A 26,260-nucleotide genomic window follows, 5' to 3' on the forward strand; every position below is an offset into this window, starting at 1 on the left:
AAACCCCCTAACCTCGCCCCCGTCTGGGTCCTGGTATGTACGAGGAACCCGAGGTCGCCGTCCTCCGACTGGGTCACCGCCCCGGTCGGGACGAACGGATGACGACCCACGTCGGGTTGACCGCCCGCGCCCTCGGTGCGGATCGGGTCTACTTCCCCGACAACGCCGGCCAGTCACTCGAGACGGTCGCGGACATCACCGACCGCTTCGGCGGGCCGTTTACGGTCGAACTCACGGACTCCCCGAACGCCATCATCCGCGAGTGGGACGGTCGGGTCGTCCACCTGACGATGTACGGCGAACGCGTCCAGGACGTCGAAAGCGAGATTCGGACGACCCACCGCGAGGACGGGGAAGCGCTGTTGCTCGTCGTCGGCTCCGAGAAGGTTTCTTTCGACGTCTACGAGGCCGCCGACTGGAACGTCGGCGTCACGAACCAGCCCCACTCCGAGGTCGCCGGTCTCGCCGTCTTCCTCGACCGGCTGTTCGAGGGCCGAGAACTCGATCGCGAGTGGGTCGGAGCCGAACACCAGGTGATTCCGATGGAGACTGGCAAACGCGTCGAACCCGTCGACGACGATCGGTAACGCCTCGAGTCACACCCACGCCGGTCTGGCAGGCTGTCTTCGCGTCATACGGTTTACTGTAAGTCAGTACCGCCGCTCCCGGAGAACGGGTCCCGCGCGCTGCGGTACACAGTTACAGCAATCCGTATCAGGCTCGCCGCCCCGGTCGAAGCACGCGAACCGGCCGGAGGAGCCGTCGTCCGATCGTCCGCAGGATGCCCGTGAGGCCCATCTCTCGCTCGTCGAGTGTGTAGCCGGTCCCCACACGGTCGATCGGACCCGACTCGTCGTGGATCTCGAGCAGGCGGTCGAACTCTCCCGGAGTGAGGTTCGCGCGCGATCGGATCTCGTCGGCAGACAGGGGACGGTCGGCATCTCGGAGCGTCCCGACCAGCCGGCGGTTGCACTCGTTCAGTTCCGCGAGTTCGGCTCTCGAGAGGTCGTCCGTCTCGTCGGCCGTAGCTCTCACGTCGTCTGTTCGACCACCACCGGCGTCGTCGGCTCCGTCGTCACGAACGAACCGATCGAGTCCCTCGAGACAGAGCCATCCGCCGAGCACGAGCAGGAGCCAGCCGAGCCAGCCGAGCCAGCCGATGCCGTCCTGAAGGTGGCCGTACCCTCCCCAGCCGACGACCACTCCCAGCGCGATTACGAGGAGACCGAGGTCGATGTCGACGCCGGAGCGCTCTAGGAGGTATCCGAACAGTGGGGTGATGACGGCGACAGCCACGACCGTACGGACGACGTCGGTCGAGGACACCTCGAGACCGAGCAGGGAGAGGGCGGCCACGACGAGTACGGCGACGACGACGGTTCCAGGGTCGAACCGGTCTCGAACCCGTCGGGCGGCTGAACGGGACATCTGTCGGTGGTACGACGATTTCCCAGGTAAGCGTACCGGTCGCCCACGTCCATCTCATCACCGCATCGCCCCCGTCCATCTTACTATCTCGGTTTGTCGTGCCGTGACCGGGTCTGCTGGCCGGACGGCGGTTCTGCCGAGCCCGTTCGACCGACCGTCGTCGAACCGGGGTACTTTTTCATCGATCCGGACCGCACTCTAGGTATGAGTTCGATCGCGTCGTTGCCGGGAACGGCGATAGAGTGGTACATGCTCGGGGCGATTCTCGTCGTCGTAAACGTTGTCGGCCTGCTCGTGACCGGGCACACGTTGCCCGCCGCGTTCGCGATGGGGCTGACGTCCGGGCTCACGCTGGCGCTCGTGGTCGTCTTTCTCGTCATCGGGTGGCGAACGATCCGGGACGGAGACAGTACCGAGTAGCGGGACCGAGATCCGTTCCGTAACCGCAGTCCCGACCGAGCCGAGAGGGAGACGAGGGCCGACACGGAGCGGTGGCCCACTGTCCCGGCGTGACCGCCCAGGGGTCGCGGGTGCGCCGGAACTGACGGACACCAGACCGGCTGACGGGGGCCTGGCGCTTCCCAGCCAAGCTATTTGTGTGCGTTCGGTGTCGCTCGATCCATGGCCGAGACCACCGCTCACGACGAGGACGTTTCGCGAGACGAGGCAGCCGATCTGCTCCAGGAACTCGCGCGGGAGCTCCGAGGCGAGACTCACGCCGAGGTTCGTGTCGGAAACAAGACGTTGACGCTCTCGCCGAGTTCCGTCCTCGAGTACGGAATCGAAGTCGACGAACGCTCGCCGATGCTCGGCGGCGACCGCGAGGAGGTCACCGTCTCCCTCGAGTGGGAGGTACACGCCGGAGACGACGCCTGATCGGCGGGGAGTGGGTTCCTCGCACCCGTTGACGGAGGTCCACGCCGCGACGCGACGTCGGTCGACGAACGGTAGTCGCCCCAGGCGTCCCTCAAAAGACTTAATGGCGATATGGCGCTACGGGTAAGTAATGGCTTTTGAGGACCTGCTCGAGGATCCGGTCATCCAGAAGTACTTACACGAGCTGGTCGGTCCAAAGGGGATGCCCGTCGCGGCCGCGCCCCCGGACGGAGAAGTGACCGACGAGGAGCTCGCCGAGGAGCTGGATCTCGAGTTGAACGACGTACGCCGGGCGCTGTTTATCCTGTACGAGAACGATCTCGCCACCTACCGCCGGCTGCGCGACGAGGACTCGGGGTGGCTCACCTACCTCTGGACGTTCGAGTACGACAACATCCCGGAGAACCTAGAAGAGGAGATGTACCGCCTCCACGACGCCTTAGAGGACCGTCAGGAGTACGAACGCAACCACGAGTTCTACCTCTGTGAGATCTGCTCGATCCGCTTCGAGTTCGGCGAGGCGATGGACTTCGGCTTCGAGTGTCCCGAATGTGGCTCGCCGCTCGAATCGATGGACAACGACAGACTCGTCACCGCGATGGAAGACCGCCTCGCAGCGCTCGAGGACGAACTCAACATCGACGAGAGCGCGGACGCCTAATGGTCGTACTTGCAACGAAGCTGTACGTGGAAGGCGACGCCCGCGAGCGCGCCCTCGATTCGCTTCGGTCGCTGGTCGACAACGAGATCGGCGACCTGGCCGCCGAGTTCGAACTTGGCGTGCGACACGACGAGTTTCCGTCGGTGACGATCGAGGGAGAGGACGCCACCGTCGCGCGCAACGTCCTTCGCGAGGAGTTCGGCGAGATCGTCCCCGACCTCGAGGCCGGCGAGACTTACGTCGGAACCCTCGAGTCGTGGGACGACGACGGGTTCGTCCTCGATGCCGGTCAGGGTGACGGCGTTCGAATCCCGACGGACGAACTGGGGCTCGGTCCCGGTTCGGCCGAGCAGATCCGCGACCGGTACGGTCTGGTCCAACACGTACCGTTGCAGTTCGTCTACGGCGGCCCGAACGGCGACGGGAGCGAGCCGTCACGGCTCGCGGACGCCGAACGCGATCGCCTCTACGAGTGGAGCCGCGGCGACGGTCGACTCAACGTCAACAGCGCGACGCGCGCGGAGGTGCGTGCGACGCTCAACCGCGCGGGTCACGCCCAGGACTACGTCACCGTCGAGCGACTTGGCCTCTTAGAACAGAGCGTGGTCTGTACCGAGGGGACCGATCCGCCGGGGTTGCTCGCGAGCGTCGGCGAATATCTGCCAGCGGAGCTCCGCTGTGTCGTCCCCTAGTATGAACAAACGGCTCGTTCTCGCGGTCGTCGCGGTCGGATTCCTGGTCAGTTTAGCCGGCTGTTCGATGATCTTCGGCGGCATCTCCGACGAGGAACTCGACCGCGACCAGGAGTACGACGACCTCCGCGACCGGGAGGCCGACGTCGCCGTCGACATCGAAGGCGGCGGGATCATCGGAAGCGGCGAGTTTCGAGCGGTCTACGACCTGAACGAAACCGAGGAGCTGTCGATGCATCGGTCGAACATCTACCGCGACGAAGCGCTCGACATCCACAGCGTTCGCTACTGGTACCCAAACGGGACCGAACTCACCGGCTCGGAACTCGAGGTCGATCAGAGTCGCTCGAGCACCGAGGTTCGAGTCCCGGACGGGAACGGGACGCTCGCGGTCTCCGGCGATGCAGGGTCACGGACGTTCCAGCTTCCGGCGTACGTCGACGGCTCCTACGACGTCACGATTCCGGAGGGGTACCGAACCTCGAACCTGCTGTTCGGCGACGTCAACCCCGGCGGATACGAGCGGGACATCGTCGACGACCAGGAACGGCTAACCTGGGACAACGTCGACAGCACGGTCTCGATCCGGTTCTACCGAACGCAGGATATCCCACTGTTCGCGGGGCTCGTCGCCGTCGCGGTGTTGCTCGGGGGCGCGGGGATCGGGTACTACTACCGCCAGGTGAAACGCCTCGAGGAACAGCGGGAGGAACTCGGCCTCGACATCGATATCGAAGACGACGACGACGGGCCGCCGCCCGGCCTCCGGTGAACGTGTGGGAAAACCTGTGAAAGATCCTAGTCGTCGGCCGGCGCGAGCGGCTCCGTCTCCGTCGCGAGCAGTCTATCGAGAGCGTCGACCATCGCCTCGACGCTCGCGCGGGTGATGTCAGCCTCGCTGCGGGCGACCGTGACCGAGCGATCGTCTTTGGCCATCGTCACTTCGACTGTGACGACGGCGTCCGTCCCGCCGGTGACCGCGTCGACGTGGTAGGACTCGAGTTCGGCGTCGGCGGCCGACCCGAGCGCCTCTCGCACCGCGGAGACGGCGGCGTCGACCGGTCCGGAGCCGGTGCCGCTTGCGACGCGTTCTTCGCCGTCGACGGCCAGCCGGATGCTCGCGGTCGGGACGGCTCCGCCGCTGGTCGCAGAGAGGTCGAGCAGTTCGACGACGCGCTCGCGGTCGTCGCCGGTGACGTCCTCCGCCACCGCCAGCAGGTCGGCGTCGGTCACCCGACGGCCGCGGTCACCGAGTTCCGTCACGCGGTTCGCGATCTCGGCGATCTCGTCGTCGTCGGCGTCGACGCCGTGTTCTTCGAGCGTCGCCTTGACGCCCGCGCGGCCGGTGTGTTTACCGAGCGCGAGCCGGCGTTCCCGTCCCACGGTTTCGGGCGCGTAGGGCTCGTACATCTTGTCGTCTTTGAGCGTCCCGTCCGTGTGGATGCCGCTCTCGTGAGTGAAGGCGTTCTCGCCGATGACGGCCTTGTTCGGTGGGAGTTGGACGCCCGTCGTCCGCGAGACCAGCTGTGCGAGATCGTACAGCTCCTCGAGGTCGACGGTGTCGACATCGTAGACGTGGTGGAGCGCGATCGCGACCTCCTCTAAGGCGACGTTCCCGGCACGTTCACCGAGCCCGTTTACCGTACAGTGAACGAGGTCGGCACCGGCGGAGACGGCTGCGATGGCGTTCGTGACGCCGAGTCCCAGATCGTCGTGGGTATGAGCGCTGACGGGGCCGAGGTCGGCAAGCCGGGATACCGCCTTCGCGGTGCGCTCGGGACCCGTGTGACCGACGGTATCGGCAAAACAGGTTCGGTCGGCACCGGCGTCGAGGGCGGTTCCCATGAGATCCTCGAGATAGTCGAGGTCGGCCCGGGAGCCGTCCTCGCCGATGACCTCCACCCAGAGGTCGTGGTCGGTGGCGTACTCGACGAGTTCGGCCGTCGTCTCGAGGTTGTCCTCGCGGGACGTGCCGACCTTCCCTTCGACGTGGCGGTCACTCGCTGGCACCACGATGTGGACGCCGTCGACGCCGCAGTCGAGCGCCAGGTCGATGTCCGACTCGAGGCCGCGACAGAAACTCGTCACGGTCGCCTCGAGGTCGAGGTCGGTCACCCGCGAGATCGCCTGCCGTTCACCCGCGCCGGTACAGGCGCTTCCGGCTTCGATGACGGCGACACCCGCCCGCTCTAACGCGCGAGCGATCTCGACTTTCTCGTCGGGCGACAGCGAGACGCCCGGAGCTTGTTCGCCGTCACGAAGGGTCGTATCGAGAAGGCGCACTGTACGGTCGGATGGAATCGTCTGGTCGGCGGAATGTTGTACAGGCAAGAGTGATGAACTGCGATCAGTGTCGTCGCGGAATTTCACGCCCAGCCGGGTTGCCCCGACTTCCTCTATCCTCGTCCGGCGTTGAGAACGAATCTCGTGGCATGTACTTCTCCCTATCGAACAGCCGTAACTTAAAGCCGCCGGTTCCAACGCTACGACGCTGACGGAATCGAACGGGTTCCCGGCGACGGCAAGTCCGATTATATAGTAACAACTGCAACGATTTACACACTGATCGCCGACCCGTCTGGCGATCAGGTGTGCAATGACTTGCAGTGGCTACTATAGCACAGTTGAAACAAGTACTATCGGACATCTTCGTCTTCGCGACGCGAACGTTCCTCTCGCGGTACCGACGTTCGTCCTCGAGGTACCTGTCCAACATGTTGGACGAAAACGTATCGGCGATGGGACGAAATCGCCGACGATGATCGAATCGAACGGCGATATGGACTCGTCTCTCGGCGACCGAACGCCCGGGTCCAAAAGCGTCGATCGCAGGCTTTACGCGTTGCTCGGACTCGCGACGATCCTCGGTGTCGGACATCACGTCGACCACGTCGTCAGGGGAAACCACGTCGGTTGGCCGTTAATTCCGGAGGTGACGGGTTTTACCGTGAGCCTCTTGATCTATCCCCTGATCGCCGTCGGACTGTATCTAACCCTGACGGAGCGGGTCGGGGCTGGCTACTGGGCGGCCGTCATCACTCCGGCCGTTCTCTACGTCACGGCCGCCCACTTCGGCCCGTGGGCGCTCGAGCCGCCGGCGGACGTGATCGGTCCGTACGAGAACGAGGTGGTCGGATATGCCGCTTTCGCGTGGCTTCTCGCCCAGGTGGCGACGATGTTCGTCACCGCGGTCTACGCGACACACCGGTGGTGGCTCGCTCGCGAGGCGGCGATTCCGCAGGGCAGGGGAAACGATCGCATCGACGGCTTCGACCACGAGCACGATGAACGCTGACGAGCCATTCGACGGAGAGGCGCCGATAGAACTGATCGCGGCGGGTGCCGTGACGACGCTGACGCTTCTCGTCGGCTTCGGATTGCTATTCGCCGGCGTACGCTTCTTCTGGGTCACGTACATCGTGGGATTCGCCGGCGTGTTCCCGCTGGCGGTGGGATGTGCAAGAGCCTACCGGCTTCGGCTGCGCCGGGAGGAGACCGACGCGACGGCACGAGAGCACGCGGACCCGCTCGCGGAACTGCGCGAACGGTACGCCCGGGGAGAACTCACCGACGAGGAGTTCGACCGCCGGCTCGAGCGATTGCTGGCGACCGATTCCGGCGAGAACGTGCGGCGGGAGCCCGAGCGGCAGGTGGACGTCGAAATCGGGTCGTAACGCTGTCGACTGCGTCATCGAGCCGACGGCCGAGGACCGGTTACTCGAGGCGGCCGTTGGCGCTTCCCGTCAAATGCCACTTGACCAGGCGGCTCTCCCCCCGGCGGATCACGACGCTCGCGGTGGACGTGTCCACGCCGAGGTCGTCGGCTAGTTCTTCGAGCAGACACTCCCGCGGAACGTCGAAGTACCCCTCCCGAACCGCCGCCTCGAGAACTTCTCGCTGACGGTCGGTCAGGGGCCCCTCCGATTCGGCGGACCCGACGAGCGAGAGCAGTTCGTACGACAGCGACGCGGAGTCGAGCACCTCCTGAAGCCGATCGAGTTCTTCGCGGGTCCCGGTCAGGTCGAATTCGAACCAGCCGTTTCGGACGTCGACGGGGAACTCGATCGTCAGCGACGACAGTTCGACGAACTCGTAGAGATCGGTGTCGCTCGTCTCGTACTTCGTCAGCGCGCGTCCATCTTCCGACTGTAGACGGTCACAGTCGTCTATCGAAGGATGTGAGCGAATCGCCTCGACGACGTCCGCTGGGCGTTCGGCGGTCACCTCGCCCAGTTCTAGGGCGGTGTCGTCGGTCCGGTATCCCGAGAGTAGCCTGAACGTCGCCCGAGGGAACTCGTCGGAAACCTCGGCGATCCACACCGTTTCCGGTAACTCGATGCGAAACCGTGCGTTAATCATCCGTCTCCACCATGTTAGCGCGTTCGTCCGTTACGGCCGTCACGGTATCAGTCTACCGTGCTCGAGGGTGGGCCGTCGATTCCATCGGCTGGGCACACCCGAGTATCGGAGTCGACAGTGGTTCGACCAAAACGCCCATCCTGTCGGTCCGTGTACGGAGCGTATGGACCCCACCCTCGAACCGCTCGCCCGGTCACTCCGCGAAGCGCCAGTCGTCGAGCGAAACGGGTACGACTACTTCGTCCACGGCGTCACCGACGGAATTCCGCCCGTCGAACCCGACGTGTTGCGCGCGATTGCCGACGCGATCGCAGAGCGGATCGATCCCGCGTCCGTCGATAAACTGGTCGTCCCCGAGGCGATGGGAATCCACCACGGGACGGCACTCGCGCTCGCGGCGGACCTCCCGATGGTCGTCGTCCGCAAGCGCGAATACGGATTTCCCGACGAGGTCGCGGTCCACCAGGAGACCAGTTACGGCGACGACGAACTCTATCTGAACGGCGTCGACGCCGGCGATCGCGTCGTCGTCGTCGACGACGTCTTCTCCTCCGGCGGCACGGTCGAGGCGGTCTGTGACGCCCTCGAGACCGTCGAGGCCGATATCGTCGACGTCGTGACGGTCCTTCGACGGGTGGACGCCGCCGACGACGATGTCTCACACGAGGTCACGAGCCTGCTCGACGTCCGCGTCGAGGACGGCAAGGTCGTGATCGTCGACTGATCGGCGATCCGATGCCGCTGGCGTCAGCCCGATCGGGGGCCGTCCTCGAGAGCTAGCCGATCTCCCGACTCGACGTCAGCGGCGCGTCCAGCGGGGAGTTCGACGACCAGGTCGGCCGTCTCTCTGGCGATCCCGAGCCACGGGCGAAGCCGCTCGACGCGCCGGACGGTTCCGTCGACGATCCAGACCACGTCGATCGGGAAGAAGACGAACAGCATGTGGACGTCGCGTTTTTTCGCCCCGCCGAACCGGAACGCGAGCGCGTAGTCGTCGGGAATCGACCGACGGAACATGAGCCCACGCATCTGCGCCGGAATCGAGTCGGCGAGGTCGACGCTCGAGGCGAGCACCCGCGGGTCGCCGCCGTCCGGTTCGTGGACGAGTTTCACTCCCTCGAGTCGAGGGCGGGTCGGCAAAAAGCTCACGACCGAGAACGGATCGGGAAACCGCGTACGACCGAGAACGGATCGGGCACCCACTTTCGATCGGATCAGTTCCCCCTCGAGTCCCGGCCTCGAGGGCGCCGCCCCGCCTATCCGCCCCGTTCTTCGTCGGGCGATGCTGGATCCATCTCCGTCTCGTCGGTGTCGTCGACGCCTGCGTCGTCGAACTCGAAGGCCGCCGGCGTCTCGTCTTCGGGGACCTCGCTTCCACCGTTGGACTCGTCGCTCGAGATGCCACCACGATCTGACTCGTCACTCGAGTCGCTCCTGTCGTCGGATTCCTCCTTCGAATCTACCGTCGCGTCGGTCTCGAACCGATCGAGCGCAGCCGAGAGCGCATTCGCCTGCTGGGAGAGGTCGTCGGCCGATCCCGACACCTCCGTCAGTGCGCTCGTCTGTTCCTCGGCGGCCGCGGCGACCGATTCGGCTTCGGCCGTCGTCTCCTCGGAGATCGTCGCCACCTCGTCGACCATGGCGGCGACCTCCTCGCTCGAGGACGCCTGCTCTTCGGTGGCCGCCGAGATGTCTTCGATACCGGCGCTGGTCGCCTCCGCGTGATCTGCGATCCCCTCGAGAGCCGTCGCCGCCTCGGACACGAGGTCGGTGACGCGTTCGACCTCGTCGCCGGTGCGATCGACCGTCCGGGCCGACCGCTCGGCCTGCCCCTCGATCGACTCGAGGCGGCCGTCGATTCGATCGGCGGCGTCTTTGACCTCCTGGGAGAGTTCCTTGACCTCGGCGGCGACCGTGGCGAACCCGTCGGTGTCGGAACTCTCCGACGAACGGGCCGCTTCGATGTTGGCGTTCAGCGCCAGCATGTTCGTCTGTTCGGCGATCTCGGCGATGGTGTCGGTCAGTGACGTGATCCGGTCGACTTCGGTTCGGAGATCCTCGAACTCCTCGACGACCGTGCCGTGTTCCGCGACGAGGTCGTCGCAGGCGTCGATCGCTTCCTGGGCGGCTCGGTTCCCCTCTCGGCTCGCTCGCGCGGTCCGATCCGCGACATCTGCGACCTCGTTCGAGGAGGCGGCGATCTCCTCGGTCGTCGTCGAGAGGGCGTTCGTCTCGGTCTCGATCGACTGTACGGCGTCGTTCTGGCGGTCGGCGCCGTCGGCGATCTCCTGGATTGATCCGCTAACCTCCTCGCTTGCGGCCCGTACTTCCTCGCTCGAGGCGGTGACCTGTTCTGCGGCCGTCGCGACGTCGGTCGCGAACGCGGACAGTCGGGCGACCGTCGCTTCCATCTCGGCGAGCATCTCGTTCGCGTCGGTGGCGATCGCCGCCATCGCCTCGTTCTCGCTCTCGGGGTCCATCCGCGCGGTGAGATCTCCCTCGGCGGCCGCCTCCATCGCGTCGCTGTACTCGTCGGCTTTCGACTCGAGATGTCGATTGAGTCGCTCGAGACGATCACGCTCGGCTTCGGCCGCCGCCCGCGCGTCTTCGGCCTCGGCGATCGTCGCTTTCAGTTCGGTCCGCATCGCGTCGAACCCGTCGTACAGCCGACCGATGTTGTCGATCCGGGATGACTCGAGGTCGACGTCAAGATCCCCTTCCTCCATTCGGGCGGCCTTTTCGGTGAGTCGATCGATCGACGCCGCCGTCGTCCTGCCGATCGCCGCGCCGAGAACGCCGACGAGGACGACACCGACGAGCGTGGCTAGTGCGCCGACCTGGGCGATCGAGTCGACCAATCCGAACGCCTGCTCCTCGGCCGTGTGGACGAGGACGATCCATCCCTCGTTGGTCGTCTGGTAGCCAACGACGTAGCCCTCGGGCGCGAACTCGTACGGCTCCCCTCCCAGGAGGTCGCCCGGCGACTCCTCGAGTCGTATCGCTCCGGGCGTCCCCTCACGGACGGCCGCGAGTACGGCGTCGTTCTCGTATGACTCCTCGAAGACGACCGTTTCCCTGTCCTCGCGATAGCCGAGGTAGGCGTCGTCCGCGACGAGCCTCCCGTCCTCGTCGAGGATCGTCACTGTCGTCCCCGATCGGGTCGCAACCGGCATCTCACTGGAGCGCTCGGCGAGATCGAACGTGAAGACGAGCGCCCGATCATCCTCATCGACGCCGATATAGTAGGATCTGACCGCCCGGTGATCGAACGCCAGCGACGTCTCGTCGGGCATCGCGTAGGCATCCGTGCGCTGGACCACGTACTCGGAGAGATCGTCGTCGAGTTTCTCGCCGTCCGGGAACGCCATCCCCTCGAGTGTATCGGGGTCGTCACCAGCCCCCGCGAGCACCTCGCCGGTCTCCGTATCCACGTAGAGGGCGTTCGTCCGAGCGTTGTCGGGTAACTCGCCGTAGACGTCCGCGAGGTAGTTCTCGATTTCGCTTTCGTTTTCTTCGCCGCCGAGCACCGGTGCCTGGGCCGCCGAGAGCAGAAGCTGGTCGTTTCGATCGTTCCACCGCTCGAGTGACGCCGCCTCCTCGACAGCGCTCTGGCGTTGGTCCGCCAGCACCCGCTCCTCGACGCTGTCGGCGACCATCGCCGTCTCCACGAGGCCGATAGCACCGACGGAGAGTGCGATCACCAGCAAAACCAGTCCGAACTTCAGCGCGTACCGCCGTCTGAGAGCGGCTGGAACGAGTCGTCGGATCATAATATATGATGAAATAATTCTTCTAACTATTATTTTTACTGGCTCGTCGATCGTCCGCCGAGGGGTTGAAGCCGTTCGCGGACGAGAGGTCGATCGACGATGGAGCGAACGCCGAACGGGACGGCCGTCGGGGTCGACGACCCCTACGAGTTCGCCGGCCTCTGTGACTATCTCACCGGCGACGGACAGTGTCGGTACGCCTACGACCACTACGAGCACGATCCGGCGTTCGCTCGAGAGCGTGCACAGGAGGGGTACGCCTGTCCGATCGTCGATCCCGACCCCGACGCCGAGTCGGATCCAGCGTGGAGCGAGTGTCCGCACTTTCGCTCGCGCAATCGCGACCGGGAGTGTGTCCGCTGTGGGCTCGAGGAAAAACGGATGGCCCAGTCAGAGGAGCGTCCACTGCTCGAGGAACACCACCTCTCGTACGCCCGCGACGGCGAACAGTTGAGCCACGAGATCACCGTCTACCTCTGTCGGTGGTGTCACGCCAAAGTCCACAACTCGTGGGCGAGGATCACCGACGACGTCGCCCCCGATCCGGAAGCGATCGCAGCACTCGAGAACCGACGTGGGCGCGAGTTCGATGAACTGGGATTCCAGTCGGCGGCGGAACGCTACGAGAGCGACGACGCGTGACGGCGGACGGCTTCGCCATCCGGGTGGCGGTTCGGCGACACAGACGGACAGGAAACTGATACGGTTTGCTGTAACGATTTACCGGTGCGACCGCAGGACGGGTCACGGTCGCACCGGAAATGACTTACAGCAGACCGTATGAATTAGTCGAGAATGTCGCCGACTCGACGTGGTTCGCCCTGTAGATTCGGCTGTTCGGCGACGATCTTCAACACTTCGTGGTCGGTGACATCGTGGTAGGATTTCTCCGTCGCCTCCTCGATCAAGTCCCGCTCGAGGCGGAACTCGGTTCCTTCGTAGACGACGTCGACGCCGTCGTCGTCGAACGCGAGCGTTGTCATAACCGGCCGTATGCGGCGGGGGGCTAAAAGGGAGACGCTCTGGCTCCTCGAGTTCCGCCGTGCGATGTCGAAGTCGGTGTCGTCAGACGGGCGACAGACGGTCTGGAGCCAACGACGAAGTTTATTACGAGGGGGTCACATTGGATCGGAGTGTGGCCGTACGCAGGGACCCGCTCGACGAACTCGTCGTCCCCGACGGGACGGAAGCGAAGGAAGTCGCCCTCGAGACCGACGGGGACGTACTCGTCGGCGCGCGCTCGACGATCGAGTTCGGCGTGCGCGGCCGAAACGTGATCGCCGGCGAGAGCGTCGAGTTCGGCGGCGAGATCGAAGCCGGTGCGGACTGTCGACTCGACATGTGGTGTGACGTCGCGGAGAACGTCCTCGTGGGCGAAGACGCCTACATCGGCGAGCGCGTCCACATCGGCGGACGATTGAAAGTCGCCGGCGATCTGGACATCGGCGACGACGTCGACATCGAGGAAGGGTTCGAAGCCAACGGCTGGATTGTCATCCGGAACCCGATGCCGACGATCGTCTTCCTGTTCGTCTACCTCAAACACCTGCTTCTGATCGGCGAGGAAGACACCGCCCAGCGGCTTATCTCCGAGATGGTCGACGACGAGGAGGGCGACCCCGACGCCGAACCGCTCGTCATCCCGCGGAACGCGACCGTCGGCGACGACGCCTGGCGGGTGTCGACCCCGGCGACGATCGGCGACGGCTGTCGGCTCCACGGCAACGTCAGAGCCGAGACGATCGACGTCGGCGACGACTCCAACGTCTTCGGGAGCCTCCGCGCTCGAGGCGACGTCACCGTCGGCGACGGCACGCGGATCCACGGCGATCTGACGACGCGAAACGGCGACGTCGTCGTCGGCGAGGACGCCCGAATCCTCGGCGACGTCTCCTGTGACGATCTCGAGCTCGGTCCCGGCGCAGAAGTCGACGGCTCGATCCGGGCCAACGGCGAGATCACGATGGGAACGACCGAGCGCGACCGCGAGTGATCGTCCCGACGAACCGCGCACCTTCTTGCGGTCGCGCCCATACTGCCTGACAGCGGACCGTCTCGGTCGGTGCCTGACAACGGACCGTCTCGGCCGAACCGGTTCGTACTCGGTTCTATCCGGCGCTCGATCCGTCACTTCCGTTGGCGATTTTTACCCCTATTCTTAATAGATGTTGTCACGTTAGGGAAAGACAGGCATGAGAACGATAGACACATCACGACGATGGAGGTGGCCATGCGATCGATCGCGCTGACGAAAGGCGTTCCTGACTTCTCGGAGGGGGCGGTCTCGTTCAACGAGGAGGGACATCTCGAGCGCGGGAAGACGCCGACGGTGATGAACCCGAACGACGCGTTCGCACTCGAGGCGGCCCTCCAGACGAGGGTCCGCCACGGCGGCCACGTCAGCGCGATGAGCATGGGGCCACCCGGATACGCGAGCGTGCTCGAGGAGGCGATGGAGGAAGTGTACGCCGACGACACCTACCTCCTCTCGGATCGCGAACTGGCTGCCTCCGATACGTGGGCCACGGCGATCACCTTGAGCGCCGGCCTCGAGAAGTACATCGAGGAGGTCGCAGAGATCGACCTCGTCTTCGCGGGGTTCAAGACGGCCGACGGCGAGACGGGCCAGACCGGTCCCCAGACTGCGTGGGCGATGGACTGGCCGATCGTCACCCACGTGATCGCCCTCGACATCGACCCCGACGAGCGGATCCTGCGAGCCAAGCGGCTCGTCGAGGGCGATATCGACGAGATCGAGACGGTCGAGGCGCCGCTTCCCTGTTTCGTCGTCACCGATCCCGAGTTCCAGCCGACCTACCGGAAGGCCTCCCACCGGCTGACGCACAAACAGCTCCGGTCGGAGACCCGGGAGCGGGCCGCCGATCACGACGACCAGCTCACGACGTGGGACCACGCCGATCTGAATCTCGACCCCGACTACATCGGACTCGACGGTTCCCCGACGATCGTCTCCTCGGTCGATCCGATCCCGAAAGCGCCCTCAGAGCGCGAGGCGACCATGATCGACGCCGACGACGAGGAGGGCATGACCGAACTGCTCGAGGAGATGCAGCCGTTCGCGGCCGGAGGTAACTGACGATGACGGAATTCGACCCCACCGAACACACGGTAGACGAACTGGACGACCACCTCGAGAACGTCGACGACGAGGCGGTGTTGCAGACGATCCTCGAGGCCGAACAGGCCGGCCAGGACCGGAAGACCGCCCGCGAAGCGGTCCACCGCCGGCTCGAGGCGATCGGCGCGGTCGACGACGACCGCGAGGGCGTCGAGGAGGGAACGGAGACGGAAGGCGAGTACGAGGAGACGAGAGAGGACGTCGGCGACGAGGCCGAGGGCAAAGAGCCCGAAGAAGCCGACACCGAGGAGGACACAGCAGAAGCCGACGCCGAGGACGAAATGGATGACACGGGGGAAGCAGACGTCGAGGAGGACGACGGCCTCTCCCATCCGACTCGAGACAAACGCCACGTGCGCGCGCTCGCCGACGGCCACTACGAGGACATGTGGGTCTTCTGTGAGACCCAGGGCGGCGAGTTGCTCGAGGTCGCAAAGGAGATGCTCGGCAAAGCCCGCGAGCTGATGGACGGCTTCGCGGAGGAGCACGGCGTCTCCGCGAGCGAAGCGAGCGGAGGCTCGGAAGACCGAAGCTCTTCCGGCGACGAGGAACGGGTCGTCGCCTTCCTGATGGGCGACGATTGCGAGGGACTTGCCGAGGAGTGTATCGCCCACGGGGCTGACGTCGCGGTGTATCACGACGATCCGCGCCTCGAGCGGTTCCTCCATAAACCCTACACCGAAATTGCGTCGCACATGGCCCGCGGCGAAGGGACCGTCGAGAGCACGGACTGGCGCGAGTACGACAAGCCCCGGTACGTCCTGTTCCCGGCGACGAACAACGGCCGGGATCTCTCGGCGAAGGTCCAGGCGGAACTGGACTCCGGGCTCGCCTCGGACTGTTCGGATCTGTTCATCCAAGAAGAGGAGGTCTCGAACCCCGTCAAGACGGGCGAACCCGGCGTCAAGAAGACCTTCGAGAAGGTCCTACACATGAAGCGGCCGGACTTCTCTGGGTTCGAGTACTCGACGATCCTCTGTCTCGACAACCCCGGCCGGGAGTTCCACCCGCAGGGGGCGTCGATCATCCCCGGGAGTTTCGAGCCGATCGAGCCCGACCCCGATCGGGAGGGGCTCGTGATCGAACACGACATGCATCTCGAGGACGACTGGTTCCGCGTCGAGATCACCGAGTACGACCAACTCGAGGCGGGGATCGACCTGACGGGCCACGAGGTGATCGTCTGTCTCGGCCGCGGCATCGCGGACGACCCGACCGAGGGGATGGAACTCGGCCTCGATCTCGTCGACGCCTTCGCGGACGCCGAGTTGGGGATCACCCGTGGGATCGTCACCTCCTCTTACCAGTTCGAGGGCCACGTCGAGGAGTACGCCAAGGAGGAGCGCCAGATCGGCGAAACCGGGCAGGTCGTCGCACCGGAGCTCTACGTCGCCGCCGGCGTCTCCGGAGCGGTCCAGCACAAGGTCGGGATGGACGAGTCGGACACCATCATCGCGATCAACACCGACACCGACGCGCGCATTCGCGATTTCAGCGATTACTTCGTCGAGGGCGACCTGTTCTCTGTCCTTCCCCAGCTAACCGACGCAGTCGAATCGGGCGAGGTCGAACTCGAGGCGATTGCGGACGGAAGCGGCGACGGAGGTGACGACTGATGGCAGCCGACTCGACCGAACACGAACACTACGAGGCCGTCGTCGTCGGCTGTGGGCCCGGCGGCGCGGCTGCGGCGGCGCGTCTCGCCGACCACGACATCGAGACGCTCGTCTTAGAGCGTGGCACGGAGGCGGGTTCGAAGAACGTCTCCGGCGGGCTGATCTACGGCGAGGAGTCCGCGCCGTACACGATCGACGACCTCTTCGAGGGCTTCCGCGAGGAGGCGGCCGAACGGCCGGTCACCGACTACCGAATCCACAACGTCGCCGGCAACAGCGTCAAAACCTACGACCTCAGGGACCTCCACGAACACGACACCGAGTGGTGTGACGCCGTGCTTCGCCGGACGATGGACTCCTGGCTCGAGAAGCGCGTCCACGAGAAGACCAGCGAGACCGGCGGCGGCGTGCTGACGGACGTCCGCGTGAACGGCTTGCTGCGCGAGAACGGCGAGATCGTCGGCGTTACCTGCGACGAACTCGATTCGATCGAGGCGGACCTGATCGTCGCGGCCGACGGCGTCAACTCCGAACTCGCCCGCGATGCCGGGTTGATGGACTGGGCGGAACCCGACGAGTGGTTCCAGGGCGTCAAAGCCACCGTCGAGATGGATCCGGACGTCATCGACGACCGGTTCGGACTCGAGTCGGACGAAGGGGTCGCCCACCTCTTCTCGGGCGATCTCTTCGCGGACGTCCGCGGCGGTGGCTTCCTCTATACGAACGAGGACTCACTGTCGATCGGCACCGTCTTCCACCTTGATAGCCTCGTCGAACAGCGCGCGGAACCCCACGAACTGCTCGACGCCTTGCTCACCCACCCGTTGCTGGCCACCTGGCTCGGCGACGAGTACGACGAGCGCGAGTACGCGGCGAAACTCGTCCCCGACTCGAAGAAGGTGGCCCATCCCGAACCCCACCAGGGTCGGCTCGTTCTCGTCGGCGACGCCGCCGGACAGATGCAGGCCCAGGGCCCGATCATCAAAGGGATGAACCACGCCGTCACGGCCGGCGCGCTCGCTGCCGATGCCTTCGCCGTCACCCGCGGCAACGCCGATCCCGCCGCGGCCGGGCGACGGTACGCGAAGATGCTCGAGGATTCTGGGACGATGGACAAACTCCGTCCCCGGCGGTACGACCTCGCGCGGACCGTCGGCGAGCGCGACGTGGTGACGAGCGTCGTCGACAGCGTTCTCGAGTCACCGATCGGTTCGATCGCGGTCGGCAACCCGATCGCCGACCGGCTGCTAAAGCGGGCGTACAACTCCCCCTTCCTCGTCTCGATGCTCCCCGACACCGCCACGGGCTACGTCACGCTCCCGAGTGTCATCGGCGAGACCCACGGCAAGACCATCCACTGGGAGAACGAGGTCGACCCGCCGTCACTCGAGGAACGGATCGGCGACCTCACCTACAACACGGACGTCGGCAACCCCCACATCGAACTCGTCGACGAATCCTACGAGGCCAGCGGCGCGGCGGTCGCCGCTTGTCCGGTCAGCGCCGAGGAGTTCGGCGGCGGCTGTTATCGCTCGGAAACCGTCGAGACGAACGGCACCGAAGAGACGCTGGTCAGCCTCGACACCCAGCCCTGCGTCGAGTGTGGCACCTGCGCCGTCGTCGCCGACACCGAGTGGGAACACCCCCGCGGCGGCAAGGGCGTCGAGTACCGGGAGGGATGATCCGACGAACCGCCGGTCGCCTCCTACCGTGACCGTGAGCCGATACGGGCCGCGAATCGCCGCCCTCGAACGCCGGGCCGAACGAGATCGGAAACGACTCGAGCCCGAAGACGAGCAGCCAGAACCAGACGACGCTACAACCTACCTCCGGGAGGGTGCTGGCCGAGCGATCTGGCTCTACGTCGAGGGGCGAACCGGCGGGCGGATGGTTCGTTTCTCGCCCGCGGAGTTAGACGCACTCGAGCGCGCGATGAACGCCTGGCTCGAGTGCTATGCCCGTTGTCACGGCGTCAAACTCGAGGCCGACTTCTCGATTCGCGAGGCGGCCGAACTGTTACTCGAGACGCGAAACGTCGACGACGTTGGCCAGTTGCTCACTGACGTTCCCTCGCGGTGATCGCTGGCGGTCGATCGTCCCGGCTGTCACCGGCGACCGAACGCGGAGGTCGAGCCGAGGCAAACGATAACGGTCTCGAGGTGGTACCGAACGCGTGAGTCTCATCGTCGAGTTCGAACTGGAGACGCCGATCCTCCGTGTTGCCTCGGGTGCGATCGACCGCATTCGGCTCGAGGAGGTGTACGAAACTGAATCCGGCAAGTCCAAGCTCCTGTTCTGTGCGTTCGGCGAGAGGTTCGACCGGTTCGAATCTGCGCTCGCGGACGATCCGACCGTTCGGGAGTTTGCCGACATCGAGGAGGGGATGGATCGGCGCCTGTACAGCGTCATCCTCACCGAGGAGGCGGCGGGACAACTGACGTATCCCGTCGCCGCCGAGTACGACGTCTCGATCCTCGAGATCGTGGCGACCGACGAGACGGTCGTTCGCGCACGCGTTCCGTCCCGGGAAGCGCTTACGGCCTATCGTAACCGCTGTCTCGAGAAGGATCTCGGATTCCGAGTACAACGTCTCTACCGGGAACAGAACGCCGAAACCGGCCGCTACGGACTCACCGACGCCCAGTACGACGCGCTCCAGGTTGCCCTCGCGGCGGGCTACTTCGACGTCCCACGCGAGACGACCCTGTCAGCCCTGGCGTCCGAGCTCGATGTGTCTGCACAGGCGCTGTCGACACGGCTTCGCCGCGGCCAGACGGCGATCCTCGAGCACACGCTCGAAGACGACCCGACTTAAATCGTTGACCACTCAATGCGGTTCCTTTCGGGTGTCAGTGGCGTTCATTGAGTATGAACGCAAACCAGCGAATCTCTGACGAGCACTCGCCTACCGGAGTGGAGGGTAACGGTTCCGAGCCGTTCGTTCACCAGGGGGAGCAAGATCAGCCGCTCAGCGAAGCCGTTACCGTCGCCGTCGCGGAGAAAACGGGACTCGACGACCCACTCGCCGTCGCCAGCGAGTTCGGACCGTTGTACGACGCGGTTGATCCCGCTGCTCTCGATGCGTTGTTCGAACCCACCTCGACGAGCAACCGCTCCGCCGGGACGATTACGTACACGTACGCCGGCCACGACGTCGAAGTCGATACGAGCGGTCGGGTACGGCTCTTCCGACTCGAGTAAACGCCACACGAATCGGTCGGGAAACTCAGTAGATCAGTTCGTCGTCGTTTTCGACCATATAGAGCGTCCGCGCGGCGATGTTGACCGCGTGATCGCCGACCCGTTCGAGGTCTCGGATCGTCAACAACAGCCGCGAGACGTCCTGGAGCAACCGTTCGACCTCGTCAGGCGACTCGAGTTCGCGTTCGATCAGGTCCCGGACGACGATCTCGCTTGCCCGCTCGGCGAACTGATCGAGGTCGTCGTCGCGAACGGCGAGTTCCCGGCAGGCCTCGACGTCTTCGGTATCGTACGCCTGCATCGCATCCTCGACCATCGCGAGGGTCAACGTCCCCATCTCCTGGACGTCGACGTCCGGAAAGAGGTCGTGTTCGGCCTCGAGGGTGTACTCGCCGAGGTTGACCGCGAGGTCGCCGATACGCTCCAAGTCCGTGATGATCTTGAACGAGGCGGCGATGAACCGAAGGTCGGAGGCGACCGGTTGTTGGAGCGCGAGCAGTTCGACACAGTCTTGCTCGAGGTCGAGGTACATGCGGTTGATCTCGCCGTCACCCGTGATCACCTCGTGGGCAAGATCCTCGTCTTTCTGCTCGAGGGCGTCGAGGCCCATGCGAAGTCGCTCCATCACGACCTCGCTCATGTAGAGGATATCCTCGCGGAGTTCCGCGAGCTTCTCCCGATAGGATTTTCTGGCCATAGTTCAGCCACCCGTCCGGGTAGGGATATAGCTTGTGTCCACTGCAAAATGATCGTCTCCAGCCGAGTAGTAGGGCAGTGTACCGGTTTTCCGGACTCTCCGGAGACCTGTCACGACGGACGGTACTGATAGACTGCACTCCGCTGGGCCGGTTCACAGGCGAACGACTTCGTGACGCCCACACCTGAACTGATGGGCGAAATCGACACCAACCGCATAATTTCGCCCCTCAGTCGACGCTTGTCGGAGTACTAGAAAAAATCGTTTAGGCCGGACTGGCCGTCGTCGGTTTCGTCACGGTTCCCGGTTTCGTCATCATCGGCCGTTCCGTCCGACGCAGCCGCGGCGTTCGTCCCTGACGTCGACTCGTCGCCGTCGGCTGTCGATGCGAGTGTCGCTTGTCCGTCCCGTTGTACGGCCTCGGACTCGGTACCCTCGTCCGGTTCGCCCCCCACACTCGAGTCCGTGTCTCCCGCGTCGAAAAACGCCGACCCGGAGTGTTCGACCGCCTCCTCCTCAAGCAGGTCCTCGGCGTCTTCGACGATCGACTGGACCTTGTTGGTGTCTTTGCCGCTGCCGGTGACGAACGAGAGCTCCGACTCGTCCAGGTCGTAGGTCGCCGCCATCCGAACGGTGAGGTCGCGATTTCGGCAGTGGTGAGTCATCGCGGAGAGATACGGGAGCACTTCCCGCCGTGCGGTCGCGACGCTCGTTCCCTCCCGTTTGGCGATACGCTCGGCGATGGCGTCACGAGTGTTTCGCGTCCCCTTCGTGCGCCCGAGTTTCGACCAGTAACTCGGCGGGCCGTACCGGGTCCAACCTCCCTTCTCCTCGCGCCGCGAGGCCGCGACACCCGCTGTCATGTTGTCGGTCGCGTACCGCCAGAACGAGTAGTTTTGCGTGGCGCGAACGCGGCCGAGCCAGCGGTCGGCGTTCGAGAGGTAGCCGTAGGCGTCGGCGAGTTCCTCGCCCGCGTAGTCTTTCGCCAGGTTGTCTTCGATCCAGTTGAGCAACTCGTCGGGCGTCTCGTCGACGTCGTAGGACGCCCGTAGCGCTCCCTCGGCGTCCTCTTCTTTGATGAGCGCGTCGAGGAAGTCGAAGATCCCTTCAGTCCGGTCGCGTTCACTGGTCACGACGTCGTCGACGGTCAGTCGCTCGGCTTCCTCCGCGACCGCCTGCAGGTCGTTGACCGCAGACCGCAGGTCGCCGCTGGTCGACTCCGCGATTTTCTCGAGGGCCTCCTCCTCGAACTCGACCCCTTCGCGCCGACAGATGTCCCGTAGAACGGGAACGATCGAGCGCTTCGAGACGTCGCGAAACTCGATCGTCTCGCAGGCGTTGCGAAGGGACTTGCTCATGTCGTAGAACTCGTTGGCCACGAGGACGACCGGCTGGTTTGCCTCCTTGACGACGCGGGTAACCTCTCGAGAGCCGCCGTAGTCGGCGTTGCCGTGGAAGTTGTCGGCCTCGTCCAAGATGACGAGCCGTCGCCCCGATTCGCCGCCGGTGAGCGTCCCGCTTTTCGACGCTTCACCGGCGACTCGTTCGATCACGTCGGCCCCCCGGCTGTCGCTGGCGTTGAGTTCCATCACCGGCCAGCCCATGTCGTTTGCGAGCGCGTGGGCCGCGGAGGTCTTCCCAACTCCGGGGCTGCCGTGGACGATCACCGCCTCCCGGTGGTCGTCCCACGTCTTCGCCCACTCCTCGAGGTTGTCGCGGGCCTTGTTGTTCCCCCGGACCTCCGACAGCGTCGTCGGCCGATAGGTCTCGGTCCAGTCGCTCATTAGCGGTGATAGGGAGGAGCGGCGTTTAGTGATTGCGGAGCGTCACTCCTCGTCGACGGTTTTCGGGTCGAGTCGAGACGGAACGCCCTCGTACGCATCGTCGCTCGAGCGGATCGAGCCATCGTCACCGCCGGTTTCGCTTTCGGACCGTCCGGCCTCCTCGAGTGCCGTCTCTCGACCCCGCTTTCGAAGCTCACGGGCGTCGGCATCGACGTCGGCAAATTCGTCTCTGCACTCTTCGAGTGACTCGGAAGCCATGGTTGGATCGTACGACATGCGGTCACAAAACAGTCGGTGGTGGCTCCGGAATCCGCGCTCGTCGCGGACGCCGTCGCCGCCGTCGCTGGCGGTGTGACCGCCGGCGTCGTCGGTGCGGCAGCGGTCACCGGCTTCGTACGCACCGAACCCGACCTGCCCGGCGTCGGCGACCCCGCAACCGTTCGGGGTCAGTACGCGCGATACCTCTCGGTTTTGTTTCTGGTGGTTCTCCTGCTCGTCGCCGCGCTCGAGTCGGCGACCCGAGCCGGGACCCTCGCGATCGGTGCCGTCGTCGGGGGCGATCGGTGTCGGACTCTGGGTGCTCGCGGCCGCCGAGTTCGATCCGCGGAGCGTCCGCATCCTCGAGGGTGACGACGAGTCCGTCTCCGTTCGACTGCTTGGGCCACCGGGCGGACGAACCCTGTTCGTCTCGAGCGGAGCGCTCGAGGCCCTCGACGACGAGACGCTACGCGTGGTGGTGGTGACCCACCACGTGCAGGCGGCGTACTATCGGTCCGTCGCCCTCGTAGCCGTCGTCGCGGCCGTGGCGGTACCAGCCGTCGCGGCGGTCACCGGTGATCTCCCGGTTCCTGTTGGGTTCGCAACTGCCGTGATCGTCGCCTTGGGCGGGCTGTGGGTGCTGCGGTGCATCCGGCTCGCCGCCGACGACCGCGCCGTCGAACGCGTCGGTGCCGACGACCTCGCCGCCGCGTTCGAACGCGCCGCCGACGCGGCCGGATTCGATCTCGAGGCGGACAGCGGTCGAAACTGGTTTTCGACTAGCCCGGCGCTTTCGGTGCGAATCGAGCGACTCCGAAATCGCGCGGTCACGGAATCGTCTCTGGAGTGATCGTCTCGAGGACGGAACTGCCCGCCTCGGGCCCGTTGTGTTCGACGCGCCTCCGAGAGCAGTTCTGGGCGCCGCGGGGAGGGGCCGCGGTCGGACGTCGGTCCGAGGGAGGCGTCACCGGTAGAGCGAGAGATAGAGCATCCCGAATCCGACGATGAAGGGGACCGTCTCGGCGATGTAGAAGACGGTCATCGGGTCGGAAAGCTGTGAGACGATCGTCGTCAGCCCCACACCCATGCTGAGAAACGCGAAGCCGATAAACGCCGACTCGAGCCGCTTCGACGGATTCTGTCGGTAGGACTGAAAACTGATGAGGGTCAGGCCGAGCGCGAGCGCGAAGACGATCATCTGCATCAACATCAACAGAACGTCTATCAATTCATTCATACTGACACCCGTTGGGTAGCGTTCGCATCGGCTCTACTTAACACCAAGCTCGTCCCAGAGCTGGGTAAACCGGTCCGGGAGATTCTCCTTTCGAAAGATACGGACGTCGTACTCGTCGTCCTCGAGAGAGATTACCGTGCTGTCGAAGTTACACCGGTACTCCTTGTAGTGGTTCCCGTCGTCGGCGACGAGCGTTCGCTCCTTGACGAGGTCGTGTTCCTGGAGGACGTCGAGACGTCGGTAGATCGTTGGCTGAGAGAGTTCGAGCCGCTCGGCCAGCTCCTTTGCGGAGCCGGATTCACGGCTGATCGAGGCGAGCACAGTGCGTGCGTGCTTGTCCCCGATCGTATTGAGGATCTCTTCGATGGGGGTTTCATCCTCCATGTATATTCGATACTGTAATTCCCATGCAAAAGGTTTTCTGGGTTGTGAAAATACTCGTCGAGTCTTGCGATTTCGCTGATGAGTTCCGATCGAGATGCTACCAGCAACTATCGTAGCCACTGTCCGTCTTGTACACCGGATCGCCAGCCGGTTCGGCGATGGGTGTGTGAGACGGTTTACTGTCAGTCGGTGCTGCCGGACCCGCGACCTGTCTGCGGGTTCGCCGGGACACAGGAGCAGCAATCCGTATCAGTGGCTCCGATAGAACGGTACCCCCGGTGATACCAGCCTTGATTTCGCCGAGGAACGCCTCAACGAGTTGGGCGTTCTCACATCGAGAAAATACCTTTATATAGTAATTATCCGCGAACGAAGTCACTGACCGTGATATATGATGGGTGGGTGTGATACATCGGTATGGCAACGACTAATGACGTCTCAAACGGGATGACCGAACCATGTGAAGTGTGTGAGATGGATACGTTACACGAAGTGACGGTCCAACTCGTAACCGAGGGCGACGAGGGGGAAAACGCGCGGTACTCCCGCGAACCCTACCGCGTTCGGGAATGTCAGCGGTGTGGGAACCGCGAGAGTCAGCGCATGAACAACGCCTGAGTACCGACTCACGGACGACCGGCGGCCCCCTGTCAGCGGCCAACTGCCGTCGGTGTCGTCCGCACGAAACCGCTCCATTGTACCCACCGGTCGTCCGCGCTCTCACGCGGGCGGCCGTTTTTGCGTTCCCCGCGACAACCGAGTAGCGACGCTCACGTTCGCGACTCCCATCGAGCAGAAATCGCGGGTTCCACTCGAGTCGAAATCGTCGATCCGACGTCTTTCCGGTTGTAATCGGAACGTTGACACTCGAGGAGACGAAAAATTTCCAAGAGGAACAGCCGTGAGACAGTCGAGGACCGATCGTGTGATCGCCGCAGGGAGAGACGCCGTCCGCCGGTTCTGGTCGCTGCTGATAGCAGTTACGATGGGGCTGTGTGCGATCGCGTTCTTCCGCGTCGAACCGGCGTTTTCGCTTCTGTACGGCGTCGTTGCCGTCCTGTCGGCCGCGGCGTTTGCCTCCGGGCGGTTCCAGGCGTTCGTCGACGACAACCGGGCGGCCGTCTTCGGTTCGCTCGTCGCGTTCGTCGGGATCGTTCTCGCCGCCCTCACCGTTCTCAGGTAACGTTGTCTACCGGTCGTTCGAACGAATGAGATCTAAACACTGAACACCCAACTGATGGTGTCGGTCTCACCCTTTCGCTCCTGCAGTTGGATCGAAACGGAACACTCGGGACGGGTGACTCAGGACCCCGTCTTTCCTCGCCCGCGTCCGGTCGAATCGAAAGGACGCCCCCGGTGACGAACGCTTGGCTGGGAGGTGGCGGCCGACGGACGCGATACGGTCGTAACGGCGGTGGTTTCCGATCACTCCTCGCTACGCAGATCCTCGGCGATCCGAAAGAGCACGGTCCCGAAACCGGCGACGGTGAGGACGAACCGCTCGCCCGTTCCCGCGATCGGGAAGATCCGCTCGACGTCCTCGGGCGGTTCGTCCCGCGTCGGATCGAATCCGGTCGAGTAGTGCATCTCCTCGGTCGTCCCCCGGGTCGTCGACTCGGCGACGCCGCCCGTACTCGAGTCGAACTCGACGAACGTCTGGACGAGTCCGCGCTGGTTGGTGTACATCAGCTTCCCGGAGAGGTCGTAGAACCGGTCGTGGACCGGCCAGAAGAGGTTGACGCCGTTGAAGAAGGCGTCGAGTAAGATGTGTGCGAACAACACCGAGACGAGCGTCACCCACGCGACGCGGTAGCCGTAGGCACCCCATCGATTCAACACGTACGACTCCTCGCGGAGTTTGACGTCCCAGAGGAGGAGCGCACCCGGAATCAGGACGACCCAGACGTTGTGGAACGCCGCCCGATGGGTCCCCGGCACGTAGATCCCGATTACCGTATCGAGGTCGATCAACGCCGTCGCTCCCATGACGACGAGGATCGCCCTCGTGTCGAACCGATCTCCCAGCAACGCAACCCCGAGCAGGCCCGCGATCGCGACGTGGACCACTGTCGATGGCATACCAACCGTCTCGAATCGAGACGGCTTGATTGTTTGCTCGAGCGTCGGTCGTGTTCGTCCGATGACGCTCCGGTAGCTA

Annotated in this window: 33 protein-coding genes; 21 read left to right on the top strand and 12 right to left on the bottom strand. The window is 64.6% G+C overall.

Going from position 1 to position 26,260, the window contains the following annotated elements; genetic code table 11:
• The first annotated feature begins 35 nt into the window (after window positions 1–35).
• Window positions 36–587, top strand: a complete 552-nt coding sequence (locus GRS80_RS06360) for a tRNA (cytidine(56)-2'-O)-methyltransferase (protein ID WP_160046820.1) — start codon at window positions 36–38, stop codon at window positions 585–587.
• Window positions 588–714: 127 nt separating this feature from the next.
• On the opposite strand, the gene GRS80_RS06365 is transcribed toward GRS80_RS06360, so the two are convergent.
• A complete protein-coding gene (locus GRS80_RS06365) occupies window positions 715–1,428 on the bottom strand; it encodes a hypothetical protein (protein ID WP_160046821.1) in 714 nt (237 codons plus the stop codon).
• Window positions 1,429–1,632: 204 nt separating this feature from the next.
• Here GRS80_RS06365 and GRS80_RS06370 point away from each other — a divergent pair, with 204 nt between their 5' ends.
• The 5 genes from GRS80_RS06370 (at window position 1,633) to GRS80_RS06390 (ending at window position 4,429) form a co-directional block, all read left to right on the top strand.
• On the top strand, window positions 1,633–1,848 hold the full coding sequence (locus GRS80_RS06370; protein WP_149080516.1) for a hypothetical protein: 216 nt from the start codon (window positions 1,633–1,635) through the stop codon (window positions 1,846–1,848).
• A 201-nt stretch (window positions 1,849–2,049) separates the two neighbouring features.
• Entirely contained in the window at window positions 2,050–2,304 is a 255-nt protein-coding gene (locus tag GRS80_RS06375) for an amphi-Trp domain-containing protein (RefSeq protein ID WP_160046822.1), read from the top strand.
• A gap of 130 nt (window positions 2,305–2,434) precedes the next feature.
• Window positions 2,435–2,965, top strand: coding sequence for a transcription factor E (gene tfe, locus GRS80_RS06380; RefSeq protein ID WP_149080514.1), 531 nt, complete (start codon window positions 2,435–2,437; stop codon window positions 2,963–2,965).
• Entirely contained in the window at window positions 2,965–3,657 is a 693-nt protein-coding gene (locus GRS80_RS06385; protein WP_160046823.1) for a DUF2110 family protein, read from the top strand. Before tfe ends, GRS80_RS06385 begins: the two co-directional genes overlap by 1 nt.
• Window position 3,658: 1 nt before the next feature.
• Window positions 3,659–4,429 (top strand): DUF5803 family protein, encoded by a 771-nt coding sequence (locus GRS80_RS06390; protein ID WP_160046824.1) that lies wholly within the window; start codon window positions 3,659–3,661, stop codon window positions 4,427–4,429.
• Window positions 4,430–4,455: 26 nt separating this feature from the next.
• On the opposite strand, the gene GRS80_RS06395 is transcribed toward GRS80_RS06390, so the two are convergent.
• The gene (locus GRS80_RS06395; RefSeq protein WP_160046825.1) at window positions 4,456–5,988 is read right to left on the bottom strand and encodes a (R)-citramalate synthase; all 1,533 of its coding nucleotides are present in this window, start codon (window positions 5,986–5,988) and stop codon (window positions 4,456–4,458) included.
• Window positions 5,989–6,415: 427 nt separating this feature from the next.
• Between GRS80_RS06395 and GRS80_RS06405 the strand changes: the two genes are divergently transcribed.
• Window positions 6,416–6,952 (top strand): hypothetical protein, encoded by a 537-nt coding sequence (locus tag GRS80_RS06405; protein ID WP_235019658.1) that lies wholly within the window; start codon window positions 6,416–6,418, stop codon window positions 6,950–6,952.
• The gene (locus tag GRS80_RS06410; protein ID WP_160046827.1) at window positions 6,942–7,331 is read left to right on the top strand and encodes an SHOCT domain-containing protein; all 390 of its coding nucleotides are present in this window, start codon (window positions 6,942–6,944) and stop codon (window positions 7,329–7,331) included. Before GRS80_RS06405 ends, GRS80_RS06410 begins: the two co-directional genes overlap by 11 nt.
• 40 nt (window positions 7,332–7,371) lie before the next feature.
• On the opposite strand, the gene GRS80_RS06415 is transcribed toward GRS80_RS06410, so the two are convergent.
• Window positions 7,372–8,016, bottom strand: a complete 645-nt coding sequence (locus GRS80_RS06415) for a helix-turn-helix domain-containing protein (RefSeq protein WP_149080509.1) — start codon at window positions 8,014–8,016, stop codon at window positions 7,372–7,374.
• Window positions 8,017–8,179: 163 nt separating this feature from the next.
• On the opposite strand from GRS80_RS06415, the gene hpt reads away from it, so the two are divergent.
• On the top strand, window positions 8,180–8,740 hold the full coding sequence (gene hpt / locus GRS80_RS06420; RefSeq protein ID WP_160046828.1) for a hypoxanthine/guanine phosphoribosyltransferase: 561 nt from the start codon (window positions 8,180–8,182) through the stop codon (window positions 8,738–8,740).
• 23 nt (window positions 8,741–8,763) lie between these two features.
• Here the strand turns inward: hpt and GRS80_RS06425 are convergent, their stop codons facing one another.
• Window positions 8,764–9,129, bottom strand: coding sequence for a DUF192 domain-containing protein (locus tag GRS80_RS06425; protein ID WP_343161475.1), 366 nt, complete (start codon window positions 9,127–9,129; stop codon window positions 8,764–8,766).
• A gap of 143 nt (window positions 9,130–9,272) precedes the next feature.
• Window positions 9,273–11,786 carry a methyl-accepting chemotaxis protein gene (locus tag GRS80_RS06430; RefSeq protein WP_160046830.1) on the bottom strand — a complete coding sequence of 838 codons (2,514 nt, stop codon included), beginning with the start codon at window positions 11,784–11,786 and terminating at the stop codon, window positions 9,273–9,275.
• 99 nt (window positions 11,787–11,885) lie between these two features.
• Here GRS80_RS06430 and GRS80_RS06435 point away from each other — a divergent pair, with 99 nt between their 5' ends.
• Window positions 11,886–12,428, top strand: coding sequence for a hypothetical protein (locus GRS80_RS06435; RefSeq protein WP_160046831.1), 543 nt, complete (start codon window positions 11,886–11,888; stop codon window positions 12,426–12,428).
• Window positions 12,429–12,571: 143 nt separating this feature from the next.
• On the opposite strand, the gene GRS80_RS06440 is transcribed toward GRS80_RS06435, so the two are convergent.
• On the bottom strand, window positions 12,572–12,769 hold the full coding sequence (locus GRS80_RS06440; protein ID WP_149080505.1) for a DUF5800 family protein: 198 nt from the start codon (window positions 12,767–12,769) through the stop codon (window positions 12,572–12,574).
• Window positions 12,770–12,921: 152 nt separating this feature from the next.
• Between GRS80_RS06440 and GRS80_RS06445 the strand changes: the two genes are divergently transcribed.
• From GRS80_RS06445 to GRS80_RS06475, 7 genes are all read left to right on the top strand, one after another.
• On the top strand, window positions 12,922–13,779 hold the full coding sequence (locus tag GRS80_RS06445) for an acyltransferase (protein WP_343161476.1): 858 nt from the start codon (window positions 12,922–12,924) through the stop codon (window positions 13,777–13,779).
• A gap of 237 nt (window positions 13,780–14,016) precedes the next feature.
• Entirely contained in the window at window positions 14,017–14,883 is an 867-nt protein-coding gene (locus GRS80_RS06450; RefSeq protein WP_160046833.1) for an electron transfer flavoprotein subunit beta/FixA family protein, read from the top strand.
• Between the two features lie 2 nt (window positions 14,884–14,885).
• A complete protein-coding gene (locus GRS80_RS06455) occupies window positions 14,886–16,541 on the top strand; it encodes an electron transfer flavoprotein subunit alpha/FixB family protein (RefSeq protein ID WP_160046834.1) in 1,656 nt (551 codons plus the stop codon).
• Window positions 16,541–18,223, top strand: a complete 1,683-nt coding sequence (locus GRS80_RS06460) for an FAD-dependent monooxygenase (RefSeq protein ID WP_160046835.1) — start codon at window positions 16,541–16,543, stop codon at window positions 18,221–18,223. The genes GRS80_RS06455 and GRS80_RS06460 overlap by 1 nt, the downstream gene beginning before the upstream one ends.
• A gap of 34 nt (window positions 18,224–18,257) precedes the next feature.
• A complete protein-coding gene (locus GRS80_RS06465; protein WP_343161486.1) occupies window positions 18,258–18,620 on the top strand; it encodes a hypothetical protein in 363 nt (120 codons plus the stop codon).
• A 94-nt stretch (window positions 18,621–18,714) separates the two neighbouring features.
• Complete coding sequence (locus GRS80_RS06470) at window positions 18,715–19,356, top strand: helix-turn-helix domain-containing protein (RefSeq protein WP_343161477.1); 642 nt, start codon at window positions 18,715–18,717, stop codon at window positions 19,354–19,356.
• Between the two features lie 53 nt (window positions 19,357–19,409).
• Complete coding sequence (locus GRS80_RS06475) at window positions 19,410–19,742, top strand: HalOD1 output domain-containing protein (protein WP_160046836.1); 333 nt, start codon at window positions 19,410–19,412, stop codon at window positions 19,740–19,742.
• A 25-nt stretch (window positions 19,743–19,767) separates the two neighbouring features.
• Here GRS80_RS06475 and phoU read toward each other — a convergent pair whose 3' ends face one another.
• From phoU to GRS80_RS06490, 3 genes are all read right to left on the bottom strand, one after another.
• The gene (phoU, locus tag GRS80_RS06480) at window positions 19,768–20,439 is read right to left on the bottom strand and encodes a phosphate signaling complex protein PhoU (RefSeq protein ID WP_160046837.1); all 672 of its coding nucleotides are present in this window, start codon (window positions 20,437–20,439) and stop codon (window positions 19,768–19,770) included.
• A gap of 251 nt (window positions 20,440–20,690) precedes the next feature.
• Entirely contained in the window at window positions 20,691–22,223 is a 1,533-nt protein-coding gene (locus GRS80_RS06485; RefSeq protein WP_160046838.1) for a replication factor C large subunit, read from the bottom strand.
• Window positions 22,224–22,265: 42 nt separating this feature from the next.
• Window positions 22,266–22,481 (bottom strand): hypothetical protein, encoded by a 216-nt coding sequence (locus tag GRS80_RS06490; protein ID WP_160046839.1) that lies wholly within the window; start codon window positions 22,479–22,481, stop codon window positions 22,266–22,268.
• Between the two features lie 39 nt (window positions 22,482–22,520).
• On the opposite strand from GRS80_RS06490, the gene GRS80_RS06495 reads away from it, so the two are divergent.
• Both GRS80_RS06495 and GRS80_RS06500 read left to right on the top strand, forming a co-directional pair.
• Window positions 22,521–22,853 carry a hypothetical protein gene (locus tag GRS80_RS06495; protein WP_160046840.1) on the top strand — a complete coding sequence of 111 codons (333 nt, stop codon included), beginning with the start codon at window positions 22,521–22,523 and terminating at the stop codon, window positions 22,851–22,853.
• Complete coding sequence (locus GRS80_RS06500; protein ID WP_160046841.1) at window positions 22,801–23,331, top strand: M48 family metalloprotease; 531 nt, start codon at window positions 22,801–22,803, stop codon at window positions 23,329–23,331. The genes GRS80_RS06495 and GRS80_RS06500 overlap by 53 nt, the downstream gene beginning before the upstream one ends.
• 114 nt (window positions 23,332–23,445) lie before the next feature.
• Here the strand turns inward: GRS80_RS06500 and GRS80_RS06505 are convergent, their stop codons facing one another.
• Window positions 23,446–23,718 carry a hypothetical protein gene (locus GRS80_RS06505; RefSeq protein ID WP_149080496.1) on the bottom strand — a complete coding sequence of 91 codons (273 nt, stop codon included), beginning with the start codon at window positions 23,716–23,718 and terminating at the stop codon, window positions 23,446–23,448.
• Window positions 23,719–23,751: 33 nt separating this feature from the next.
• Window positions 23,752–24,102 carry a helix-turn-helix domain-containing protein gene (locus GRS80_RS06510; protein WP_160046842.1) on the bottom strand — a complete coding sequence of 117 codons (351 nt, stop codon included), beginning with the start codon at window positions 24,100–24,102 and terminating at the stop codon, window positions 23,752–23,754.
• Between the two features lie 417 nt (window positions 24,103–24,519).
• Here GRS80_RS06510 and GRS80_RS06515 point away from each other — a divergent pair, with 417 nt between their 5' ends.
• Entirely contained in the window at window positions 24,520–24,720 is a 201-nt protein-coding gene (locus tag GRS80_RS06515; protein ID WP_149080494.1) for a hypothetical protein, read from the top strand.
• A 307-nt stretch (window positions 24,721–25,027) separates the two neighbouring features.
• Window positions 25,028–25,285, top strand: coding sequence for a hypothetical protein (locus GRS80_RS06520; RefSeq protein WP_160046843.1), 258 nt, complete (start codon window positions 25,028–25,030; stop codon window positions 25,283–25,285).
• Window positions 25,286–25,527: 242 nt separating this feature from the next.
• Here GRS80_RS06520 and GRS80_RS06525 read toward each other — a convergent pair whose 3' ends face one another.
• Window positions 25,528–26,181 carry a metal-dependent hydrolase gene (locus tag GRS80_RS06525; RefSeq protein ID WP_160046844.1) on the bottom strand — a complete coding sequence of 218 codons (654 nt, stop codon included), beginning with the start codon at window positions 26,179–26,181 and terminating at the stop codon, window positions 25,528–25,530.
• Between the last annotated feature and the right edge of the window lie 79 nt (window positions 26,182–26,260).

This window comes from Natrialba sp. INN-245 (genome assembly GCF_009807105.1).
GTDB classification, from domain to species: Archaea; Halobacteriota; Halobacteria; order Halobacteriales; family Natrialbaceae; genus Natrarchaeobius; species Natrarchaeobius swarupiae.